The sequence below is a fragment of the Streptomyces sp. NBC_00457 genome (genome assembly GCF_036014015.1).
In the GTDB taxonomy this organism is placed as follows: domain Bacteria; phylum Actinomycetota; class Actinomycetes; order Streptomycetales; family Streptomycetaceae; genus Streptomyces.
This window is the reverse complement of sequence record NZ_CP107905.1, coordinates 876,781-897,750: the sequence shown is the minus strand read 5'-3', so window position 1 is coordinate 897,750 and position 20,970 is coordinate 876,781. Positions and strand designations below refer to the sequence as shown.

The window sequence follows — 20,970 nt, the reverse complement described above, 5'->3', positions numbered from 1 at the left end:
TACACGAGCCTCCGCGATCGCGCCCAGGCTCACCCGGCCCGTCCGCGGTGCGCGCGGCACGGCCACACTGAGGGCACGCCATCCCCGTACGACATTCCTTCAGGAGGCCGGCCCGACGATGACCACACCACCCGCACGCTCCGCCAAGCAGCGCCTGCAGGACACGCTTCACCGTCTGGAGAACGACGTCGACACCTGGGTCGCCACGGCCGACGGCGCCGGGGGAATCCCGTATCTCGTGCCGCTGTCCTTCTCCTGGGACGGCACGACGGTCCTCCTCGCCACCCCGCCCACGAGCCCGACCGGCCGGAACCTGCGCGAGACGGGCAGAGCGCGGCTCGGGTTCGGGCCGACCCGGGACGTGGTGATCGTCGAGGGCACGGTGCAGCCGGTGGAGCCCGGCGACCTGCCCGAGGAGGAGGCCGATCTCTTCGCGGCCCGGACCGGCTTCGAGCCGCGCCGCCAGTCCACCCCGTACCTGTACTTCCGCATCCGCCCCCGCCGCGTCCAGGCCTGGCGGGAGGCCGACGAACTCGTCGGACGCGACCTGATGCGGGACGGGGAGTGGCTCGTGGCCGACTGAATCCGCGGAACGGGGTTAACCGGGACGTGCGGGGAACCGTACGTCCCCGACCCTTACGGAGGAGACATGGCACTGGTGGAAGCGGGCCTCGTGGTGCTCGACTGTGCCGAGCCCGAGAAGCTCGCCGTGTTCTACAAGGAACTCCTGGAGGCGGAGGAGACGCACGCGACCGCCAACCGGGTGGAGATCAAGGGCGCGGGCGGCACGCGGCTGGCGTTCCGCCGCGATGTGAACGCCACGCCGCCGAGTTGGCCCCGTCCCGAGAACTCCCTCCAGGCCCACCTCGACTTCGTCGTGACCGATCTCGACGAGGCCGAGCGCAGGGTCGTCGGGCTCGGCGGGCGCCCGCTGGAGACCAAGGACGCGTCCGGTCCCTTCGAGGAACGCGGCTACGCCGATCCGGCCGGCCACTCCTTCACCCTGCGCTGCGTTCCGCCCACGGCACCGAAGCAGGGGTAAGCGGGCCGGTGCGTCACGTGCGGGTTCGTCGTGGCTGGTCGCGCCCGCGCGGCGGAGCCGCATAGTTCATGCAGTCCCGCGCCCCTTCGGGGCGCTCCTGTCCCCGGCCGGCCACACCCCGGTTGAGCGCTCCACGGCCTTCGCTCCCGTGCGGTTCAGGGCGCTGCGGACCACGGCGAAGATGGCGCCCTGGATGGCGGAGGCCAGCAGGATCTCGCCCCAGCCTCGCTCCCGGTCCAGGGGGTCGGGTGCGTCGTCCTCGTGCCGGATCGCCTTCCACGTCGCGTTGAAGGCGAGGGTCGCCAGCGCTCCGCCCGCCCAGCCGATCACGAACCCCATGGGTTTGTAGGCGAGGGGGAGTTTGAGCTTCTGCTGCTTCTTGCCCACGTCTGCCTCCTGTGTGGTCAGGGCCGCCCTCGCGCCGGAACCTCCTCGGCCGGGGGCACCGGCCCGGGCGGTGTGCCCTCGCCGAACGGCCGGCCGCCCAGCGTCTCCCGGTGGTGCGGGGTCCGCCAGCCGGACAGGTCCGGTCCGAGGGGCACGATGCCCGTCGGATTGATGCCGGTGTGCACCTGGTAGTAGTGCCGCTTGATGTGGTCGAAGTCGACGGTGTCACCGAAGCCGGGCGTCTGGTAGAGGTCACGGGCGTACGCCCACAGCACCGGATTCTCCGACAGCTTCCAGAGATTGCATTTGAAGTGGCCGTGATAGACGGCGTCGAAACGCACCAGGGTGGTGAACAGCCGGATGTCCGCCTCGGTGATCGTGTCGCCAACCAGATAGCGCCGCTCCTCCAGCCGCCGGGACAGCAGCTCCAGCCGCCGGAACAGGGCAGTGCAGGCCGCTTCGTAGGTCTCCTGGTCGGCGGCGAACCCGGCCCGGTACACACCGTTGTTGACGTCCTCGTAGACGTCCGCCATGACCGAGTCGATCTCGTCGCGCGACGCCCGCGGGTACAGATCGGGCGCCCCGTCCCGGTGCAGGGCCGTCCACTCCGTGGCGAGGTCCAGGGTGAGCTGCTGGTAGTCGTTGGTGACCAGCTTCCCGCTGGGTACGTCCACGATCGCGGGCACGCTCACCCCGCCGGGGTAGCCGGTCTCGCGCCGGTCGTAGGCCTCACTGAGGAACCGGATGCCGAGGACCGGATCACGGCCGTCGGGGTCCAGGGTGAAACGCCAGCTGCGGTCGTCCTGGATCGGGTCGGCGACAGCCAGCGACAGGGCGTCCTCCAGGCCCAGCAGCCGCCGGGAGATCACCGCCCGGCTCGCCCAGGGACAGGCACGGCTCGCCACCAGCCGGTAGCGGCCCGGCTCCACCGGCCAGCCGTCCCGGGCGTCCTCGGTGATCCGGTCCGTGAAGTGGGATTTGGACCGCTTGAAGGGCTTCCTGCCGTAGGTGCTGTTGCCGTCATCGCCGCTCATCACCGGGCTCCTCACTGCCGACTACCTCCCCGGTTTCCCCGATTTCCGCAGACGAGACGGTGTGAGCCGGACCGAGAAGGGCAGTCGGCGATGATGAGTGGGAAACCCTCGGACGCGTCGAAACCCGCCGGCCGGAAGGCCGATCGCAGAACTCGCGTCACCGTGCTGGTGGCGCTCGCCGCCAACCTGGTCATCGCCGTGGCCAAGGCGGTCGGCGGCCTCGCGGCGGGCTCGCCCGCGCTGCTGTCGGAGGCGGCGCACTCCGTGGCCGACAGCCTGAACGAGGTCTTCCTGCTCGCGGCGCTGCGCCGCAGCCGCCGCCCCGCCGACCAGCGCCACCCCTTCGGCTACGGCAAGGAGCGCTTCTTCTGGTCGCTGCTCGCGGCCGTCGTGATCTTTGTGATGGGCGGCTGCTTCTCCTTCTTCCAGGGCTTCGAGGCCCTCAGGAACGGCGCCGAGGAGAAGCTCAGCGGCTATGTGGCGGGCCTGGTCGTGCTGGGCGTCGCCTTCGTCGCCGAGGGCGGCTCGCTGGCACGGGCGCTGTACCAGGCGCACCGCCAGGGCGGCCGGGACCGGCTGCGCGACCCGGCGCTGCGCACGGTGATCGCCGAGGACGGCACGGCGGTGCTGGGCGTGAGCCTGGCCGCGGCCGGCATGCTGCTGCACATGACGACGGGGCAGGTCGTGTGGGAGGCGTGCGCCTCGTTCGCGATCGGCGCGCTGCTGGTGTACGTCGCCTACCGGCTGGGACGCGACGCACGCGACCAGCTCATCGGGGAGGCCGCCGCCCCGGAGGCGGCCGAGCGGATCCGGGCCCTGCTGCGGGAGCAGCCCGAGATCGACAGCGTGGAGGCGCTGTACACGATGAAGGTCGGTCTCGACGCGACCCTGGTCGCCGCCCGTATCGACCTGGTGCCGGGCATGGACAGCGAACGGGTCGAGGAGGTCGCCGTCCGCATCAAGCGCACCCTCGCCCGCAGCGTGCCCGAGGCGGGCGAGATCTTCCTCGACGTGACCGACCGGTCCGCCCAGGAGGCACGCGAAAGCCCCGCCGCGACGGGGGAGCGCGGCGGGGCCTGAGGCTCGGGTGCCCGGCGGACACGGGTTCATGCGTCACGCCGGGCAAGATTTTTCGCGCGGTCACCCGCCGTCGGACGGCTCCAGCACGAACACGGGAATCTCCCGGTCGGTCTTCTTCTGGTAGTCGGCGTACGGCGGATATGCCGCCACCGCACGCTCCCACCACTCGGCCTTCTCCGCGCCGGTCACCTCACGGGCCGTCATGTCCCGCTTGGCCGGGCCGTCCTGGAGCTCGACTTGCGGGTCGGCCTTGACGTTGAAGTACCAGACGGGGTGCTTGGGAGCACCGCCGAGCGAGGCGACGACGGCGTAGCGTCCCTCGTGCTCCACGCGCATCAGCGGCGTCTTGCGGAGCTTCCCGCTCTTCGCGCCACGGGTCGTCAGCAGGATGACGGGCATTCCCGTGTCCATCAGGGTCGTTCCCTTGGTGCCGCCGGAACTCTCGTACAGCTCCACCTGGTCGCGCACCCACTGCTCCGGGCTGGGTTCGTACTCTCCCTCAAGAGGCATGGCATTCCGTTCCTCGGTCGGCCAACTCATGTGCAGCCCAGTCAACACCGGTCCGCACGGGTTTCATCCATACCCGGTGCCCTGAACCCGCCGTGTCCATTACTTCGGCGGTAATCGCCCCGGCCCGGCCGCCTCCGGCACAGTCGTGACCGACCCCGCCGGACGAGAGGCCCACCATGACGAAGAGCACCGACATGACGACCCGCGCCGTGGTGGAGGAACTGCTGCTGCGGATCGGCCGGGGCGACGCGGAGCGCATCGCCGAGCTGTACGCCGAAGGGTCCGACTGGAAGCTGAGCTGGCCCGAGGACGAGCACGGCCGCACCGCCACCCCGTGGATCCGACCCCGCTCGACCCGCGCCGACGCGGCCGCCCACTACCGGGAACTCGCCGCGCATCACGTCCCCGGCGAGGCCGCCACGGAGATCGAGCGCATCCTGGTGGACGGCGCCGATGCCGTGGTGCTCGGCGAGATCCGGCAGACCGCCAAAGCCACCGGGCGCCCGTATCGCGCCAGATTCGCCCTGCACCTCACCGTCGAGGACGGGCTGGTCGTCCGGCACCACGTGTACGAGGACAGTCTCGCCGTCGCCCGCGCCTTCGCGCCGTGACGCCTGTGCCCGTCACGCGGGCGTCGCCAGCATCCGTACGGCGAGCGCCAGCATCACCGCGCTCGACACCAGCGCGGTCGCCAGCCGGCCCCGCCGCCCGGTCAGCGCCCGTCCTAGCAGCGCGCCGCTCCCGGCGAGCAGCAGCTGCCAGCTCGCGGACGCGAGGAAGGCGGCGAGCACGAACACCGCCTGATCCAGGGGCGGCATCGGGTCCGCCGTCCGGGTGCCGAGCACGAGGGCGGCGAAGTAGATGACGGTGGTGGGGTTGAGGAGCGTGATGCCGAGCAGCCCGAGATACGCCCGCGCGGGGCCCGGGGGAGGGGACGCGGACCGGGTGGTGAGCCGACGGCCCCGGTACCGGCGTACGGCCGTGACCGCGCCCCAGACCGCCAGCGCGATCAGCACCAGCACGGACGCCCACCGCAGCGGCACCAGCGCCGGCTCCAGCGCGAGGGCGAGCGCGGAGCCCCCGGCCATGGCCGCCAGCGCATAGATCCCGTCGGCCGTCGCGACACCGAGCGCGGCGCTGGAGCCGATGCGCAGCGAGGTACGGGCGGACAGGGAAACCAGGTAGGCCCCGACTGCACCGACGGGCACGGCGATGCCGTAGCCCGCGATCAGGCCCGCGACGAGTGCGCCGGTCATGACGCGGGAAGCGTCGGCCTCCGGGGGCAGCCGGGCTGCTGCTGGTACCGCACCGGACGAACGGCGGCGGTCGACGGCAGCGAGGAACGGGTCATAGGCATGGCCGGATTCTGCGGGCGGCGACCGCGCACCGACAAGCGAATTTCCCCGCGGCGCTACGTCATGGCATCGGGACGACGGCGATCCCCGGCCATATCGCGCGGCCGGGTGATCTGGCCGAACTTGATGTGGCCGCAGTAGATGCCCAGGGCATCCAATGGCGGACGGAACGAGGCACTCCATCGTCTGCGAGGCCCCCATGACGCAAACGGAACCCGTCGCCTTCCCGCAGGACCGGACCTGCCCCTATCAGCCGCCCACCGCCTACGACCCGCTGCGCTCCGCCCGCCCCCTCGCCCGGATCACGCTCTACGACGGCCGCCCGGCCTGGCTGGTCACCGGCCACGCCCTCGCCCGCGACCTGCTCGCCGACCCCCGTCTGTCGAGCGATCGGACCCACCCCGACTTCCCGGCACCCACCGCCCGTTTCGCGGGGGTCCGCGACCGCAGGACCGCTCTGCTGGGCGTCGACGACCCCGAGCACCGCACCCAGCGGCGCAAGGTGATCCCCGGATTCACCCTCAGGCGTGCCGCCGAACTCCGCCCGCGAATCGGACAGCTCGTGGACGAGCGGCTCGACGCGATGATCGCGCAGGGACCGCCCGCCGACCTGGTGACCGCCTTCGCGCTGCCCGTGCCCTCGATGGTGATCTGCGCGCTGCTCGGCGTCCCCTACGCCGACCACGACTTCTTCGAGGAACAGTCACGACGGCTGCTGCGCGGCCCGACGGCCGCCGACACGCAGGACGCGCGCGCCCGACTGGAGGCGTACTTCGGCGAGTTGATCGACCGCAAGCAGACCGAGCCCGGCGACGGCCTCCTCGACGACCTCGTCCACCTGGGCGACGGGACGCCGACCCGGCAGGAGCTGATCTCCCTGGCGGTCATCCTGCTCGTCGCGGGCCACGAGACGACCGCCAACATGATCTCGCTCGGCACCTACACCCTCCTCCAACACCCCGAACGCCTGGCCGAGTTGCGCGCTGATCCGGCCCTGCTCCCCACCGCGGTCGAGGAACTGCTGCGCGTGCTGTCGATCGCGGACGGGCTGCTGCGCCGAGCCACCGAGGACATAGAGGTGGACGGCACCAAGATCCGTGAAGGCGACGGCGTCCTCTTCTCGACCTCCGTCATCAACCGCGACGAATCCGTCTACGCCGATCCCGACACCCTGGACTGGTACCGCCCGGCCCGCCACCACGTCGCGTTCGGCTTCGGTATCCACCAGTGCCTGGGGCAGAACCTGGCCCGCGCCGAGCTGGAGATCGCCCTGCACGCCCTGCTCGACCGCCTGCCCGGGCTGCGTCTCGCCGCCCCGGCGGACGAGATCCCCTTCAAACCCGGCGACACGGTCCAGGGGATGCTGGAACTCCCCGTGACCTGGTAAGAGGCTCCCCTCATGCATATCGACATCGACACGGACGTCTGCATCGGCGCGGGCATGTGTGCCCTGACCGCCCCGGACGTCTTCACTCAGGACGACGACGGATTCAGCAGCCTGCTGCCGGGCAAGGAGGACGGCGGCGGTGATCCCCTGGTGCGGGAGGCGGCCCGGGCCTGCCCGGTCAGCGCCATCACGGTGTCCGACACGGGGAGTTGACCCCGGCCCGCCGTCACTCGCAGGACGCGAGCAACAGCCGTACCGCCTCCCGTGCCTGAGCCGCGGGCGCCGTGCTCCCGGTGATCCCCGCCGTGACCATGGCGCCCTCGGCCAGCAGATACACGGCCGAGGCGAACGCGGAGTCCCGCCCCGCGTCGGCCACCAGCCCTCCGACGTAGTCCCGGAACGCCTCCTTGTGCGCCCGGACCCGCTCCGCCACCCGGGTGGACGTCGCGCCCAGCTCGCCGTACGAGTTGATCCACGCGCAGCCGCGGAAACCGGGCTCGCCGAACCACCGCTCGAGCCAGTCGAAGACGGCGAGAATCCGCTGCTCGCGGTCCTCGTGCCCGGCCACGAACTCGGCCAGCCGCCCGCGCCAGCGCACGTCCCGGCGCTCCAGATACGCCTCGACCAGCTGCTCCTTCGCCGGGAAGAGCTGGTAGAGCCGCTTGAGCGAGACGCCCGACGCGCCGCGGATGTCGTCCATGCCGACGGACTGGATGCCCCGCCCGTAGAACAGCTCCTCCGCGGCGTCCAGTGCCTGCTCCCGGGCGACTGCGCTGTCCATGGGGCGACCACTCCTTGACGTGAGAACGAGCGTTCTCCTACCGTAGCAGCCAGCCGGGAGAACGCACGTTCTCCGCCTGATCGAGGAGACATCGTGACCGCCCGACCGCCCCTGCCGCCGTTCACCCGGGAGACCGCCGCACAGAAGGTCCAGGCCGCCGAGGACGCCTGGAACAGCCGCGACCCGCAGCGGGTCTCGCTCGCCTACTCGCCGGACTCGGTCTGGCGCAACCGCGGCACCTTCGTCACCGGCCGCGCGCAGATCGTCGACTTCCTCACCGCCAAGTGGGAGCGCGAGCGGGACTACGCGCTGCGCAAGGACCTGTGGGCCTTCGACGGCGACCGCATCGCGGTCCGCTTCCAGTACGAGTGCCGGGACGCGGACGGCCAGTGGTGGCGCTCGTACGGCAACGAGCTCTGGGAGTTCGACGCACACGGGCTGATGACCCGGAGGGAGGCCAGCATCAACGACGTGCCGATCGAGGAGCGGGAGCGGCGGATCTTCGGCGCCCGGCCCGACAGCGAACGCGGGCGGTCCTTCCCGCTTGAGTAGGGTTCCCGGGTGACCGAACAGGCCGGGAAGCCCTTCCTCTACGTCGTCGTCTGCGCGGCCGGGATCGCCGCGGAGGTCAGCAAGCTGATCACCGCCGCGCAGGAACGGGACTGGGAGGTCGGCGTCATCGCGACCCCCGTCGCCATGAACGGCTTCTTCGACACCGCCGCGGTCGAGGCGCAGACCGGGCGCCGGATCCGCTCCGCCTGGCGGACCCCGGGCGATCCCCGCCCCTTCCCGCCGCCCGACGCCGTCGTGGTCGCGCCCGCCACCTTCAACACCGTCAACAAGTGGGCGGCGGGCCTCGCCGACACCCTCGCCGTGGCCACCCTGTGCGAGGCATACGGCCTCGGCGTCCCGATCGCCGCCCTGCCCTGCGTGTCCGACGCCCTGGCCGCCCACCCCGCCTACCAGGACAGCCTCACCCGGCTGCGCGGCATGGGCGTCCGCTTCGGCGAGCCCTACTCCGGGGAGCCGGACGAGCACGGCAGGCGGCCGGAGTTCCGCTGGGAGCACGCACTCGACCTTCTTGAGCGCTGACCTACCGGCAGCCGACCGTCGGCCCCACGAGCATGCCGCCGGTGTACACGGCCTGCCCCTGCGGCATCCAGTAGCCCAGCTTGGAGACGACGGTGGAGCACCCGTCCGGCACCGCGACCCGCACGACGACCTTGGCCGGACGCCCGGGCTGAAGGTCGGTGAGCGCGCAGTCGAGGGCGTGCGACTGACGGGTCGTCGACGGGTGGCGGCCGACCAGCGGATTGACGCAGCGGGCGTCGGACGTGGTCAGCTCCACCCCGGACGCCTCCTCCCCGATGAGCCCGAAACGCGCGCTGCCGTCACCGCGGTCGCTGTCCCGCGAGACGGTGTACGCCAGCGTGGTCACCGAGCCGGACCGCAGCGTGGTGCGGTCGACCCGGACGCTGTGCGTCGGCTCCGGCTTCGGCGCGGTCAGGGTGAGCGTGGCGCGGACGGTGCCGCGCAGATCCACATCCGCGGGCGCGGACCGTACCCGGACGTCGGCCTCGATGTCGTAGGTCCCCGGGCCCGGGTAGGCGTGCGAACCGGGAAGCGGCCCGGACGCCACCGTCGCCCCGTCGCGGCGGGCCGTCCAGGTGCCCGAGGTGAGACAGGCGGAGCGGCGGCAGGTCGCGGGCGCCGAGACCGCCATCATCGGGGTGCCGCTGCCCGTGCACAGGCTGACCGAGGCCTGCTGTCCGCCCGTTCCGCGCAGGGTTCCCGCGGGCGCGCACAGGGTGGCCGGGGGCTCGGCCACCGGACCCTGCTCAGGGATCGGCCGCCCCCAGGCCGGCGAGACCACGGCGAGCACCAGCACCGCGGCCCCGATCAGTGTCCTCAGCGTTGTCGGACGTGTTCGCACCCTGTGCCTCCCGCACGGCCCCGACCGGCCGGACGCCGGTCGTCTGCACCGAGAATGCGGGACCCCGCGGATCGCCCGACGGCTCCCACGCCGGGCGGTCACCTGCAGGCAGCAACGGGTGTTCAGCGCGTCCGGCGGACGTAGCCCTCGCTGCCCGGAGTCGACACCATCACGTCCCGGCGCACGATGCTCAGCCGGTCGCCGAAGCCCGAAACGGCCTTCCGCAGGCCGCTGTCGGTGTACTCGATGTCGACCACCCGGTCGTCGAAGGCCTCGGCGTAGACCCCGCACTCGTCGTACTGACCGCACTCCTCCGCGACCGCGAAATCGAGCCCGGCCTTCTTCCGCTGCCCGGCCAGCTCCACGGTGTTCTTCTGGCCGATGGCGAGGTGCCGGGCATGGGCGTGCCGGGACAGCAGGGCGATGAAAGCGGTCGCGTCGTCCGCGGTGAGCAGGCCGTTCGAGCGGCTGTAGCTGTCGTAGTTGTCCGGCTCGACGGCGTCGAAGCCCTTGTCGGCGCAGCCGTCGATCCACTCGCCCACCCGTGCGGCGATCCGCTCGCGCTTGGCCGCGGTACCGATGTCGAGCAGCGCCTCGTCCCAGTCCTCGTCGACGACCACCTCGCCGTCCGCGTCGCGCAGCAGCAGGTCGGCGGGCCACGACCGCTCGGCGTCCGGCTGGGCCTGGAAGGCGTTGACGTAGCAGATGTTGTACAGGCCGGGTGCCGGGGACGCCGTACGGTCGCGGGCGACGATGCGGACGCCGGACGGGGGCTTGTAGGGGCCGCCGATCTGGTAGTCGAAGCCGGCGTGGCGTGGCGGGAGCCGCACCCGTGAGGACGTGGCCTCTTCGGCGGACCCACAGGCCGTCATGGCGAGGGAGAGAAGGCCCGCGACGGTGGCGAGAGCTGCGACGCGGGGGACAGCCATTCCGTTGTGCGGCACGTCGGTGATCAAATCGCCCGCGGGCCAGGGCCGTCAAGCGGGGATCGCGCTGTCCGGAGGGGATCGATGGGGGAGGAGCGGGCGGGACGGACGACGTACGCTCCCCTGTGTAGCCAGCCACCCCCGAAGGCAGGAGCAGCAACGATGCAGTACGTGAAGCTCGGTTCGACGGGCCTGGACGTCTCGCGGATCTGTCTGGGCTGCATGACCTACGGCCTGCCGGACCGCGGCGTGCACGAGTGGACCCTCGACGAGGAGGCGTCACGCCCGCTGATCCGGCAGGCGCTGGATGCCGGGATCAACTTCTTCGACACCGCGAACGTCTACTCCGACGGCACGAGCGAGGAGATCGTCGGCAAGGCGCTGCGGGACTTCGCCCAGCGCGACGAGATCGTGCTGGCGACGAAGGTCAACGGCCGGATGCGGCCAGGACCCAACGGCGGCGGCCTCTCCCGCAAGGCGATCATGACGGAGATCGACCACAGCCTCAGCCGCCTCGGCACCGACTACGTCGACCTCTACCAGATCCACCGCTTCGATGCGCACACGCCGGTCGAGGAGACCATGGAGGCGCTGCACGACCTGGTGAAGGCGGGCAAGGTCCGCTACATCGGGGCGAGTTCGATGTACGCCTGGCAGTTCTCGAAGATGCAGTACACGGCGGAGCGGCACGGCTGGACCAAGTTCGTCTCCATGCAGAACCACTACAACCTCCTCTACCGCGAGGAGGAGCGCGAGATGCTGCCCCTCTGCGCCGACCAGGGCGTCGGCGTACTGCCCTGGAGCCCCCTCGCCCGCGGCCGGCTCACCCGCGACTGGGGCACGGTCACCGAGCGCAGCGCCAACGACAACTTCGGCAGCCGCCTCTACCCCGAGAGCGACCGCACGGTGGTCGAGGCGGTCACGCGCATCGCGAACGACCGCGGCATCCCGCGCGCCCAGGTGGCCCTCGCCTGGCTCCTCCACCAGGACACCGTGGCCGCACCGATCGTCGGCGCGGCCAAGCCGCAGCACATCGAGGACGCGGCGGCGGCAGTCGAACTCCGGCTCAGCGACAAGGAGATCGAGGAGCTGGAGCAGCCGTACGATCCGCATCCAATCATCGGCCACTGAAGCGCCCCTTCAGGGGCGCGGGGAACTGCGCGATCAGCCCCCACGAACCCGCAGCCAACAGACGGCCTAATGGGGCCCGTGCGCCGCGAATGCGTTGCCGCACGGCCCCGCCCCCTCGCTCTCCGGCAGCCGCACCCGCTCCCCGCTCATCGTCAGCGTGCGGTAGTGCTGCCCGATGCGCTCGGCCGACCGGCCGACGTAGTGGGCGATGAAGGACCGCCGGAACCGATCGGCGGTGCGATTCGGCTGCGACCCGTGCACCAGGCTGCCGTTGAAGAACAGGACGTCTCCCGGCTCCATGTCGACGGGCACGGGCGACAGACCGGGCGGCGGCGGCACGTACTCCCGTGCGAAGGACAGCTCCTCGTCCGCCTCCTCGGGACAGAAGATGTCCATCCGGTGCGTGCCCGGCACGATCTCCAGCCCGCCGTTGTCCCGGTCGATCACATCGCAGGCGATCCACGCGGCCACGCAGGTGCCCGGCTCGACCCGCAGATAGAAGTTGTCCTGGTGCAGCGCCTGACCCCGAGCGCCCGGCGGCTTGAAGTAGAACATGCTCTGCGCGGCCAGCACCTCCTCGCCCAGCAGCACCTCCAGCACCTCACGCAGCCGTGCATCCAGCAGCACGCGCCGCGCCAGGTCGTTGATCACATGCGGGTGCATCACTCTCGGGTGGGTGAGCAGCGGGTCGCTGGACGGACGCGGCTCGAAGTGCCCCGGCACCGGCCCGGCCGCGTGCAGCGCCGTGAACTGCGCGCACAACCGGTCGATCTCGTCGTGACCGAACAGCTTCCGTACGACCGTGAAGCCGTCCTCCCGGAAGCGATTCAGGCCTGCCTCGGTCAGGATGGGAGCGCCGGCGGCGCCGATGTCCGTGGCTGTCATGCGTCCACTCCTCGGTCGGGTGTCCTCGGTACGACACGCTAGGCCGCAGGGTGCTTCAGGAGGATGCCCATGAGCACTGACGGATTGCCCGGGACTGCTGCGCCCGGCGTCCCCGCACCGCCCCCGGGCCTGGTGGTGGTCGGCCGGTTCGACCAGCCCGAGGGCTACGCCGTCCAGCGCCCGCGCGGCGCCGACAGCTGGCTGTTCACCTGGACGACCGGCGGACGGGGACAGCTGCGCCAGGGGAGCGCGCGGGCACGGGCGGCGGCCGGGGACCTCGTCGTGCTCGCGCCGGGCGTCCGGCACGGCTATGGGGTCGAACCGGGCGCCGGGCACTGGGAGTTCTGGTGGGTGCACTGCCAGGCACGTCCGTCGTGGCCGTCCTGGCTGCGGCCGTACGACACCGGGGACGGGATGTACGTCGTCACGCCCACGCCGGCCGGGCTGCACGGCCGCCTCGACGCCGCGTTCCGCCGGATGCTCGCCGACGCCCGCTGGACGGGTACCGGGACACCGCCGTCGACCGGGCCGGAGGACGACCGGGTGGCCGTGGCGCACGGCACCGCGGCCCGGGAACTCGCGCTGTGCTCCCTGGAGGAGATCGTGCTGCTCACGGCGGCAACCGCCCGGACGTCTTCGCCCCGCCCCGGCGTGGACCCGAGGGTGCGTAGGGCGCAGGAGCTGATCGACGCCGACCCGGGTGCCCCGCACACCGTCCGCTCGCTCGCCGAGCAGGTCGCGCTGTCGCCCTCCCGGTTCGCGCACCTGTTCACGCGGACGCTCGGGCAGTCGCCGATGCGGGCGCTGCGCGAAGCACGGCTGCGGCATGCCGCGCGGCTGCTGGAGAGCACCGATCTGACCGTGGAACGGGTGGCCGCGGCTTCGGGCTTCGCGAGCCCGTTCCATTTCAATCGGGTGTTCCGGCAGCGGTACGGGGTGCCGCCCGGAGCGTACCGGGGCGGGTCCGTGGCCGGGTGAATGAAGGCCGCTATTTCCATGTCGGTACGGCGCCAGCCGGAAATGGATCCCAATAGCACCCCGGATTGACATTCTGTCAAGTCTCCGTCAAGACAAGGTAATCCACAAAACCATGAGATCACTTGTTCCGCTTCGCTGAGCTGTGCAAAGGTGTGCCCTGTCGGCGTGCAGTCAGAACATGCAGCCCACATACCCCTTGGTATGGACTTTACGCCGGATGCCCTTGAGAGGAAATGCAGCCTTGAAAGACGCTGGCCTGCCGAATTCCCCCACGTCCGCGCCCTTGTTCGAGGTGACGGACGAACAACTCAGCACCGAGCTGAGGAAATGGACGGGAACGGCGCCCGCGCTGCACCCCGTCGGTGAACTCCTCGACCGGCACTGGGAAGCGGCCTTCGCCTACGCACGGCTGTGCACCGACGGTCCGCGGGCCGCGGGCATGCTCACCACGGCGGCCTTCACGAGGCTCTTCGGCGAGTCCCTGCGGCAGACCGGGCCGACGGCCGCCTGGCGGCCCCATCTGCTCGTCACCGTGCGCCGGATCGCCGCCGAGTGGGACGGCGACCGCAGACGCGAACAGCTTCACCCCGAGCTGAGATCCGAGGCCGAGGGCGGCGACCGTGTCGCGGCACGCCTGCTGCCGCCGGCGGACCGGCGCCTGATCTCCGGGGCCTTCCAGCGGCTGACCCAAACAGCCCGCTGCCTGCTCTGGCACGTCGAGGTGGAGGGCGAGCCCCTTCGGACGCCGGCCGCACTGCTCGGCCTCGACGAAGAGTGCGCAACCGTCGAACTGCAGCGCGCCCGGGAGCGGTTGCGCGAGGAGTGCCTCCAGGTGCACCGCGAACTCGCCCCCGAGCAGGAGTGCCGGCGCTTCCAGCGGATGCTCGACGTCACCTACCGGCGCGGCGGAGTCGACGTCGACCCCGATCTGCGCACGCACCTGGACGGCTGCAAGCACTGCCGCCACACCGCCGGCCAGCTCGACCACTTCAACGACGGGCTCGGCACGGCACTCGCCGAAGCCGTCCTCGGCTGGGGCGCGCGGGCTTACCGCGAGTACTGGGTGCAGGTACCCGAGGTGGTCGAAGAGATATCCCTCGGGCAGGAGCTCCAGGCACAACCGCCTTTTCCAGGCGAGGAGTTCGCACCTCCGATGCCTTCCCATCGCCCGCCCTCCCCCCGCTCGGCCCACAAGGCCGCCCGCCGCGCCGCACGCCGCCGCAACGTCACCATGGCCGTCGCGATCGTGGGCGGCCTGATCGTCCTCCCCCTCGTCCTGTGGTCCGCGTTCGGCTCCGGCGACGACACCACCCCGTCCGACGGCGACCACTCCTCCGACGCACCCGTCACGGGCACAACGCCCGGCAACCCCTCCTGGGTCGGGTCGGGCGAGGAGGCGGACGGCGCCCTGAGCGGCCGGCTGCACAACGTCGACTCCGGTCTCTGCATCGGCATCGAGGGCAAGAAGGCCGTCGACGGCGCGGAGGCCGAGGTCACCCAGTGCTCCGCCGCGGCCGGTCAGCAGTGGACGTACGAGACCGACGGGCTGCTGCGCAACGTCGCCGACCCCGACCTCTGCCTCGACTCCCACCTCGGCTACTCGGTCCGGCTCGCCCCCTGCACCGGGACGTCCCAGCCGGACACGAAGAACGTCCGCTACGACTTCACCCTCCAGGGCAGCCTGGTCCCCCGCTGGAACCAGGACCTCGCCCTGACCTCCGCCGGCGACAGGGCCGGTGCGCTGGTGCTCAAGAACCGCGACGACAGCACGGCCCAGCGCTGGGTGATCGACACCGCCAAGACCGACCTCCAGATGGAGGTCGTCAACTGGGAGGCGGCCGCAGCCGCCCCGAAGCCGCCCGCCGTGCCGACGCCTTCGAAGGCGACCACACCCACACCCACCGCCACGCCCGAGCCGACGCCCACCGCGACCCCGTCGCCCGCACAGCCGACGCCGACCTCGTATCCCTCCTGCTACGGGTACTACTGCTCCTGGAACAACCAGGACGGCCAGTACGGCTGGTACGGATACGGACATGGGTACGGCTATGGGAACGGCGGCCACGGGTACGACGGCTGGCGTCGCTGAGCGGCACGGCGGAGGGTCAGGCGCCGGTGCCGGGGCTGAGGACCGTCAGCCACACCGAGGACTCGTTGCCGCCCACCGGAACCTCACCGGCCGTCCACGCCACCTTGAGCGGGTCCCGCTCGTCGGGCGGCGTCACGAGCAGGGCGTCGGGTGTGGCCGTACGGGCCCCGCTGATCTCGGGGCTGGAGTACGACAGCCCGGCCCAGGCGCTGCTGCCGGGCGTCAGCGTGACCGTGGCGGGAGAGCCGTCGGAGCGCTTCGGGTCCGGGCCCAGTTGCTTGCCGGAGTCGTCGACGAAGGCGGCGCCCGGATAGCCGCGCACCGTGCAGGTGCCGGCCGAGGTGTTGGTCAGCACGATCGGGTAGTTCCGCTGCCCGGCTCCCGGGTTGACGCGCCCGACGGACGCACGCAGCTCGGAGGTGTGGCAGCGGGTGCTCGTGGCGGGCCGGGTCTGCTCGGCGGGGGCGGACGAGGTGGGCGTCCCGGGTGTTTCCGGGGTTTCAGGTGTTTCAGGCGTGACGCTCGGCCGGGTGGTCGTGGGGGAGGCCGAAGCGGGGGTGCTGGTGCCGGTCGCGGGACCCGCCGTGCCGGGCAGCGTTTCCGGAGTGCTCGCGGTGTTGCTGCCGTCGATGCCGTCGCCGCACCCGGTCAGCAGTCCCAGCACGGCGACAGCGCTCGCCAGCAGGGTCGCCCGGCGTACGGACCGGTGCGTGTTCGCCATGGTTCTCAACGCTCCTGAGATGTCCCGCACCCGTCGTGACGCGTGCGTACGGCGCCTTGTGCCCCGTCACTCGTGTCCGATGCGCGCGGAGCGGGAAAAGTTCGCGCCTTTCATCCCTTCGCTCCTACCGAGTCCAGGATGCGCTCCGACTGGGAGGGATCGCTGTTCTGGCGGATCTGCACATACACCTGAGGCCGCGCGTCGCCGCCTGCCGGAGTGAGCCCGGCCTCCGTGATCGACCCTCCGCCGCCCGGGCAGTCGGTCCAGGTGCGGACCCGGCCGTGCCATAGCTCTCCGGTGTAGGAACGGCCGCCGTCGTAGTGGCAGCCGGCGTGGGTGAGGGCGTTCACCCGCCCGGTGACGTCGCCGTGCTCACTCAGGCCGACGAACACGCCGTTCACGTCCGACGTCAGGTCCTGCCACTTCGCCAGGTCGTCCGCGACGGCGAACCCCGGCTCGCGGCCCGGAGGCAGGCCGATCGACGCGGGATCCCACCCCGAGTCGCGTACCTGCCGGCCCCATGCGCCGGGCACTTCGGCCGTCACCCGGCCGCTGGAGTCCTCGACACGGACGCCGGGGGCCGGGGACTCACGGGTCACCAGCGCCACGGTCACACCGACGGCCGTGAGCAACAGCAGCGCGGAGGCGGTCAGCGCGATGGCCCTGCGGGGCCGCCGGGCGCGTGGCGCCGGGGACGCCAGCCGCTCGATCTCCTCGGCGAAGGCCTGGGCCGTGGGCCAGCGGCGCCCGCGGTCCGGTTCCAGTGCGCGCAGCAGGGCCCGCTGGACGCCGGGGTCGAGGCCGGGGCGCAGCCGCCCGGGCGGTACGACGTGTCCGGGCTCGCCGGGCACGGCGCCGGTGACGAGGTGGTAGCCGACCGCACCCAGGCTGTACACGTCGGCCCGCTCGTCGATGCCCGCGCCGGGCCCGGCCTGCTCGGGCGGCCGGTATCCCGCCGAGCCCGCCGCGAGGGTGAGACCGGACGCCTCCGCCAGGCTCTTGGCCAGCCCGAGGTCGGCCAGCAGCACCCGGGCGGCGCCGCCGGGGGAGGTGCGCAACAGCACGTTGGACGGCTTGATGTCCCGGTGCACGATCCCGGCCTGGTGCAGCGCCGCGGCGCCCCGAGCGGCCGACGCCGTCAGGCGCAGCGCCTCCGGCACGGGGAGCGGGCCCTCGGTGAGCAGGTCGGCGAGGGTGCCGCCGTCGGCGTACTCCATCACGAAGTACGGCCTGCCGTCGGGCAGTTCGCCGATGTCGTAGACCTGGACGACCCGGTCGGAGCCGGCCCGGCGCAGCATCCGCGCCTCGGACAGGAAGCGCTCGCGGACGTCCAGCCGGTGCGCCCAGTTGTCGGCGAGCACCTTGACGGCCACGAGGGCGTCGAGCTCGTCGTCGTGGGCGAGCCAGACGGTGCCGAACGCCCCGGTGCCCAGGCGGCGTTCGGGGCGGTAGCGCCCGATCCGCTCGACGGAGTGCATACGACTATCATGCCTGGCCTCAGCTCCGCACCGAGGGACCCGTGCCGAGGATCTGTCGACCGCGAAACCGAGGGGAGCCCCCGTGTCCGACGCCGCGCTCACCGAGGACCTGGCCCGGCGCGCGGCCGCGGGCGACGGTGCCGCCCTGGACGAGCTGCTGCACGCGATCCGGCCCGAAGTCGTCCGGCGCTGCGGGCGGTTCCTGCCCAACCGGGAGGACGCCGAGGAGGCCGCGCAGGACGTGCTGCTCCAGATCGCCCGGAAGATCACCGGGTTCCAGGGCCGCAGCCGCTTCAGCACCTGGCTCTACACCGTCGTCGCCAACTGCGCCCGCCAGAAGTACCGCGAGCTCAAGCGACGGGCCGCCGAACAGCCCGCCCCGATCGACGACGCGCAGTACGTCGACCCGCGAACGACGAGTGTCATCGCCGGGTCCCGCGTCGACCTGCTGGAGGCGCTGGACCGCCTGGAGCGCGAACACCCGCACCTGGTAGCGCCGTTGGTCTACCGCGACATCTGCCAGCTGAACTACACCGAGGCCGCCGAACGCGCCGGCGTCCCCCTGGGCACCCTGAAGTCCCGCCTGCACGAGGCCCGCAAGCAGGTACGCCCCTGGCTGTCCGAAACACCCTGAGGCTGCAGCGCCCCAAAGGGGCGCGGGGAACTGCGCGACCAGCCACGAAGGCGCCGCAGCCGACCAACGACCCATCGCGGCATCCCCAGCGGAGCGCTCACGTGTCGAGCGGCCCGATCTCCGCCCAGATCGTCTTGCCGTCCCCCGTGTGCCGGCTCCCCCACCGCTGCGTGAGCTGGGCAACCAGCAGCAGCCCGCGCCCGCCCTCGTCCCAGGTCTTGGCGCGTCGCAGATGCGGAGCCGTATGGCTGGTGTCGGACACCTCGCAGATCAGCGTGGCCGTGTCATGGATGAGCCGCAGCCTGATGGGGTGGGTGCCGTACCGGATGGCGTTGGTGACCAGCTCGCTCACCACCAGCTCCGCCGTGAACGAGGCGTCCGGCAGCCCCCAGAGGTCGAGCTGCCCGACGACCTGCTTGCGGATCGGGGCGACCAGCGCCGGGTCGGCCGGGATGTCCCAGGTCGCGACGCGGGAGGCGGGCAGCCCCTGGGTACGGGCGAGCAGCAGGGCCACGTCGTCGGAGGCGCCGCCCGTGGGGAGCAGGGTGTGCAGGATGCGGTCGCAGGTCTCGTCCAGGGAGCCGGAGGGGGCGGCGAGGGCATCGCAGAGCAGCGCGTGCCCGGCGTCGACGTCACGTTCGCGGGACTGGATCAGCCCGTCGGTGTAGAGCGTGAGCACCGTGCCCTCGGGCAGTTCGATCTCGGCCGACTCGAACGGCAGCCCGCCCAGGCCCAGGGGCGGCCCCGCCGGCAGGTCGATCTGCCGGGGCCGGCCGCCGGGCGGCTGCATCACGGGCGGCGGATGCCCGGCGCGGGCCAGCGTGCAGCGCCGGGACACCGGGTCGTAGACGGCGTACAGGCAGGTGGCGCCGACCGCGGCGGTGCTGCTGTCGCCGCCCGCCTCCGCCGACAGCCGTACGACCATGTCGTCGAGGTGGGTGAGCAGCTCGTCCGGGGCCAGGTCGATGTCGGCGAGCGTGCGCACGGCGGTGCGCAGCCGGCCCATGGTGGCCGAGGCCTGGATGCCGCGGCCGACGACGTCCCCGACGACCATCGCGACCCGCATCCCGGACAGCGGGATCACGTCGAACCAGTCGCCGCCCACCCCGGCCCGCGCCGCCGGAAGGTAGCGCGAGGCCGCGTCCAGTGCCGCCGTCCGCGGCAGTGACTGGGGGAGCAGGCTGCGCTGCAGGGCGATGGCCGTCTCGCGCTCGCGGGAGTAGCGGCGGGCGTTGTCGATGCAGACCGCGGCGCGGGCCGTGATCTCCTCGGCCAGCAGCTCGTCGTCCGGCGTGAAAGGGTCCGGGCGGCGGAAGCGGGTGAGGACGGCGACGCCGAGGGTCGCGCCGCGGGCCCGGATCGGCACGCCCATCGTGGAGTGGATGCCGTACTCCCTGACCCGCTCCATACGGGCCTTGTCCCAGGTCAGCCACTGGGTGAGGTCACCGGAGGGCACCGCCGCGACGATCGTGCGGCCGGCCAGCAAAGAGTCGGCCTGGGGAGAGGTGGCCGGGTACACGTCCAGCTGGCCCGGCTTCATGACGGCTTCGGGGCTGCCGGGATTGATCGACTGGTGGGCCGCCCGACGCAGCGTGACCGGCGCGGTCACCGGCCCCGTGGCAGGCTCGCCCGTGGGCTCGGGCGGGTCCAGGAGGTCGACGCTGACGAAGTCGGCGAGCGCGGGCACGCACACGTCCGCGAGCTCCTGTGCCGTGCGGGTGATGTCCAGGGTGGTGCCGATGCGGACGCTCGCCTCGTTGACCAGCTGGAGCCGCTCGCGGGACTCGTACTGCTCGGTGAAGTCGTGCGCGGCGACACACACCCCGCGCGCCCGTCCCGTGGCGTCGGTGATCGGTGCCATCCGGGCCAGCCAGGCGTTGACCCGGCCGTGCACGCCGATCGGCACGTAAGCGCGTACGTCGTTGCCCCGGCCGGTGGTGAGGACCCGGTGCAGCTGCTGTTCGATCCTCTCGCCGTCCAGCCGGCCGCTGAGCTCGGGCACGCGCAGTCCGCGGATCCGTTCCTCGGGCAGTCCGATCACCTCGGCCATGGCGTCGTTGATCCGGTGCAGCCGGAGCCGCTCGTCGTAGATCGCGACGGCACAGGGCGACTGGGTGAGGCCGGCCTGTTCCAGCGGATCGTCGGGCTGCGGCGGCCGGTCGCCCTCCAGCGGGGTGACCGCCAGCCAGTCGCCGGTGCCGCCGTTCTTCGGCTGCCGGTGGTGGACGAGCAGCCATACGGTGACTGTATGGCCGTCGCGGTGGCGCAAAGTGACCGTTCCGTTCCAGCGGGGCGATCGGGCGGCGGGCGGCGGGCCCTGGATCAGCTCGGCGGCGGGGCGCCCCACGACCTCCTCGGCCGTCCAGCCCAGCAGTCGCCGGGCCCCCTCGCTCCACTCGGTCACCGTGCCGTCGCCGTCGAGGACAGCCCGGGCCGTGGCGGCCTCGTCGAACGGGTACACCGGGCTCATCGTCGTCGCTCCATCGCGCGTACGCACAGTGAACAGATGGGTCACTTCAGTTCCAGCCTAGTGCGTCGCGGTCCCGCGTGAACGGGAACCATGAGTAGTCCGGCACCCTGGGTCAAGAGAGAGATCCGGCCGATGTGACCCCTGGGACA

23 protein-coding genes are annotated in these 20,970 nt (G+C 72.0%); 12 read left to right on the top strand and 11 right to left on the bottom strand.

Annotated features, from left to right (window positions below; translation table 11 throughout):
• Nucleotides 1-118 precede the first annotated feature (118 nt).
• The gene (locus tag OG828_RS04220) at nt 119-583 is read left to right on the top strand and encodes a pyridoxamine 5'-phosphate oxidase family protein (protein ID WP_328350289.1); all 465 of its coding nucleotides are present in this window, start codon (nt 119-121) and stop codon (nt 581-583) included.
• A 66-nt stretch (nt 584-649) separates the two neighbouring features.
• Nucleotides 650-1,042, top strand: a complete 393-nt coding sequence (locus tag OG828_RS04215; RefSeq protein ID WP_210569928.1) for a VOC family protein — start codon at nt 650-652, stop codon at nt 1,040-1,042.
• Between the two features lie 66 nt (nt 1,043-1,108).
• Here the strand turns inward: OG828_RS04215 and OG828_RS04210 are convergent, their stop codons facing one another.
• Together OG828_RS04210 and OG828_RS04205 are read right to left on the bottom strand one after the other, a co-directional pair.
• Nucleotides 1,109-1,381, bottom strand: coding sequence for a DUF4235 domain-containing protein (locus tag OG828_RS04210; protein ID WP_328371574.1), 273 nt, complete (start codon nt 1,379-1,381; stop codon nt 1,109-1,111).
• Between the two features lie 65 nt (nt 1,382-1,446).
• Nucleotides 1,447-2,463, bottom strand: coding sequence for a glutathione S-transferase family protein (locus tag OG828_RS04205; RefSeq protein ID WP_328500137.1), 1,017 nt, complete (start codon nt 2,461-2,463; stop codon nt 1,447-1,449).
• 162 nt (nt 2,464-2,625) lie between these two features.
• Between OG828_RS04205 and OG828_RS04200 the strand changes: the two genes are divergently transcribed.
• Nucleotides 2,626-3,543 carry a cation diffusion facilitator family transporter gene (locus tag OG828_RS04200; RefSeq protein ID WP_443062490.1) on the top strand — a complete coding sequence of 306 codons (918 nt, stop codon included), beginning with the start codon at nt 2,626-2,628 and terminating at the stop codon, nt 3,541-3,543.
• Between the two features lie 60 nt (nt 3,544-3,603).
• Here OG828_RS04200 and OG828_RS04195 read toward each other — a convergent pair whose 3' ends face one another.
• Entirely contained in the window at nt 3,604-4,053 is a 450-nt protein-coding gene (locus OG828_RS04195) for a nitroreductase family deazaflavin-dependent oxidoreductase (protein ID WP_328350282.1), read from the bottom strand.
• A 176-nt stretch (nt 4,054-4,229) separates the two neighbouring features.
• Here OG828_RS04195 and OG828_RS04190 point away from each other — a divergent pair, with 176 nt between their 5' ends.
• The gene (locus OG828_RS04190; protein WP_328500135.1) at nt 4,230-4,664 is read left to right on the top strand and encodes a nuclear transport factor 2 family protein; all 435 of its coding nucleotides are present in this window, start codon (nt 4,230-4,232) and stop codon (nt 4,662-4,664) included.
• A 12-nt stretch (nt 4,665-4,676) separates the two neighbouring features.
• On the opposite strand, the gene OG828_RS04185 is transcribed toward OG828_RS04190, so the two are convergent.
• On the bottom strand, nt 4,677-5,309 hold the full coding sequence (locus OG828_RS04185) for a LysE/ArgO family amino acid transporter (protein ID WP_328500134.1): 633 nt from the start codon (nt 5,307-5,309) through the stop codon (nt 4,677-4,679).
• Between the two features lie 298 nt (nt 5,310-5,607).
• On the opposite strand from OG828_RS04185, the gene OG828_RS04180 reads away from it, so the two are divergent.
• Both OG828_RS04180 and OG828_RS04175 read left to right on the top strand, forming a co-directional pair.
• Nucleotides 5,608-6,795, top strand: coding sequence for a cytochrome P450 (locus OG828_RS04180; protein WP_328500133.1), 1,188 nt, complete (start codon nt 5,608-5,610; stop codon nt 6,793-6,795).
• 12 nt (nt 6,796-6,807) lie between these two features.
• Complete coding sequence (locus tag OG828_RS04175) at nt 6,808-7,008, top strand: ferredoxin (RefSeq protein WP_328350274.1); 201 nt, start codon at nt 6,808-6,810, stop codon at nt 7,006-7,008.
• Between the two features lie 13 nt (nt 7,009-7,021).
• Here OG828_RS04175 and OG828_RS04170 read toward each other — a convergent pair whose 3' ends face one another.
• A complete protein-coding gene (locus OG828_RS04170; RefSeq protein ID WP_328436636.1) occupies nt 7,022-7,576 on the bottom strand; it encodes a TetR/AcrR family transcriptional regulator in 555 nt (184 codons plus the stop codon).
• Between the two features lie 93 nt (nt 7,577-7,669).
• Here OG828_RS04170 and OG828_RS04165 point away from each other — a divergent pair, with 93 nt between their 5' ends.
• Together OG828_RS04165 and OG828_RS04160 are read left to right on the top strand one after the other, a co-directional pair.
• Nucleotides 7,670-8,128, top strand: coding sequence for a nuclear transport factor 2 family protein (locus OG828_RS04165; protein ID WP_328500132.1), 459 nt, complete (start codon nt 7,670-7,672; stop codon nt 8,126-8,128).
• Nucleotides 8,129-8,137: 9 nt separating this feature from the next.
• A complete protein-coding gene (locus OG828_RS04160) occupies nt 8,138-8,668 on the top strand; it encodes a flavoprotein (RefSeq protein WP_328436634.1) in 531 nt (176 codons plus the stop codon).
• Between the two features lies 1 nt (nt 8,669).
• Here OG828_RS04160 and OG828_RS04155 read toward each other — a convergent pair whose 3' ends face one another.
• Both OG828_RS04155 and OG828_RS04150 read right to left on the bottom strand, forming a co-directional pair.
• Nucleotides 8,670-9,509, bottom strand: coding sequence for a hypothetical protein (locus OG828_RS04155; protein ID WP_328500131.1), 840 nt, complete (start codon nt 9,507-9,509; stop codon nt 8,670-8,672).
• 122 nt (nt 9,510-9,631) lie between these two features.
• Nucleotides 9,632-10,381, bottom strand: coding sequence for an endo alpha-1,4 polygalactosaminidase (locus tag OG828_RS04150; protein WP_328504796.1), 750 nt, complete (start codon nt 10,379-10,381; stop codon nt 9,632-9,634).
• Nucleotides 10,382-10,597: 216 nt separating this feature from the next.
• Here OG828_RS04150 and OG828_RS04145 point away from each other — a divergent pair, with 216 nt between their 5' ends.
• Nucleotides 10,598-11,566, top strand: a complete 969-nt coding sequence (locus OG828_RS04145; RefSeq protein WP_328500130.1) for an aldo/keto reductase — start codon at nt 10,598-10,600, stop codon at nt 11,564-11,566.
• A 66-nt stretch (nt 11,567-11,632) separates the two neighbouring features.
• Here OG828_RS04145 and OG828_RS04140 read toward each other — a convergent pair whose 3' ends face one another.
• Complete coding sequence (locus OG828_RS04140; RefSeq protein WP_328500129.1) at nt 11,633-12,451, bottom strand: phytanoyl-CoA dioxygenase family protein; 819 nt, start codon at nt 12,449-12,451, stop codon at nt 11,633-11,635.
• Between the two features lie 69 nt (nt 12,452-12,520).
• On the opposite strand from OG828_RS04140, the gene OG828_RS04135 reads away from it, so the two are divergent.
• The gene (locus tag OG828_RS04135) at nt 12,521-13,429 is read left to right on the top strand and encodes a helix-turn-helix domain-containing protein (protein WP_328500128.1); all 909 of its coding nucleotides are present in this window, start codon (nt 12,521-12,523) and stop codon (nt 13,427-13,429) included.
• 241 nt (nt 13,430-13,670) lie between these two features.
• On the top strand, nt 13,671-15,518 hold the full coding sequence (locus OG828_RS04130) for a ricin-type beta-trefoil lectin domain protein (protein ID WP_328500127.1): 1,848 nt from the start codon (nt 13,671-13,673) through the stop codon (nt 15,516-15,518).
• Nucleotides 15,519-15,534: 16 nt separating this feature from the next.
• Here OG828_RS04130 and OG828_RS04125 read toward each other — a convergent pair whose 3' ends face one another.
• Both OG828_RS04125 and OG828_RS04120 read right to left on the bottom strand, forming a co-directional pair.
• On the bottom strand, nt 15,535-16,239 hold the full coding sequence (locus OG828_RS04125; protein ID WP_328500126.1) for a DUF4232 domain-containing protein: 705 nt from the start codon (nt 16,237-16,239) through the stop codon (nt 15,535-15,537).
• 110 nt (nt 16,240-16,349) lie between these two features.
• Nucleotides 16,350-17,717 carry a serine/threonine-protein kinase gene (locus OG828_RS04120; RefSeq protein ID WP_328500125.1) on the bottom strand — a complete coding sequence of 456 codons (1,368 nt, stop codon included), beginning with the start codon at nt 17,715-17,717 and terminating at the stop codon, nt 16,350-16,352.
• Nucleotides 17,718-17,799: 82 nt separating this feature from the next.
• On the opposite strand from OG828_RS04120, the gene OG828_RS04115 reads away from it, so the two are divergent.
• Nucleotides 17,800-18,351 (top strand): RNA polymerase sigma factor, encoded by a 552-nt coding sequence (locus OG828_RS04115; RefSeq protein ID WP_328500124.1) that lies wholly within the window; start codon nt 17,800-17,802, stop codon nt 18,349-18,351.
• Nucleotides 18,352-18,448: 97 nt separating this feature from the next.
• On the opposite strand, the gene OG828_RS04110 is transcribed toward OG828_RS04115, so the two are convergent.
• A complete protein-coding gene (locus tag OG828_RS04110; protein WP_328500123.1) occupies nt 18,449-20,821 on the bottom strand; it encodes a SpoIIE family protein phosphatase in 2,373 nt (790 codons plus the stop codon).
• Between the last annotated feature and the right edge of the window lie 149 nt (nt 20,822-20,970).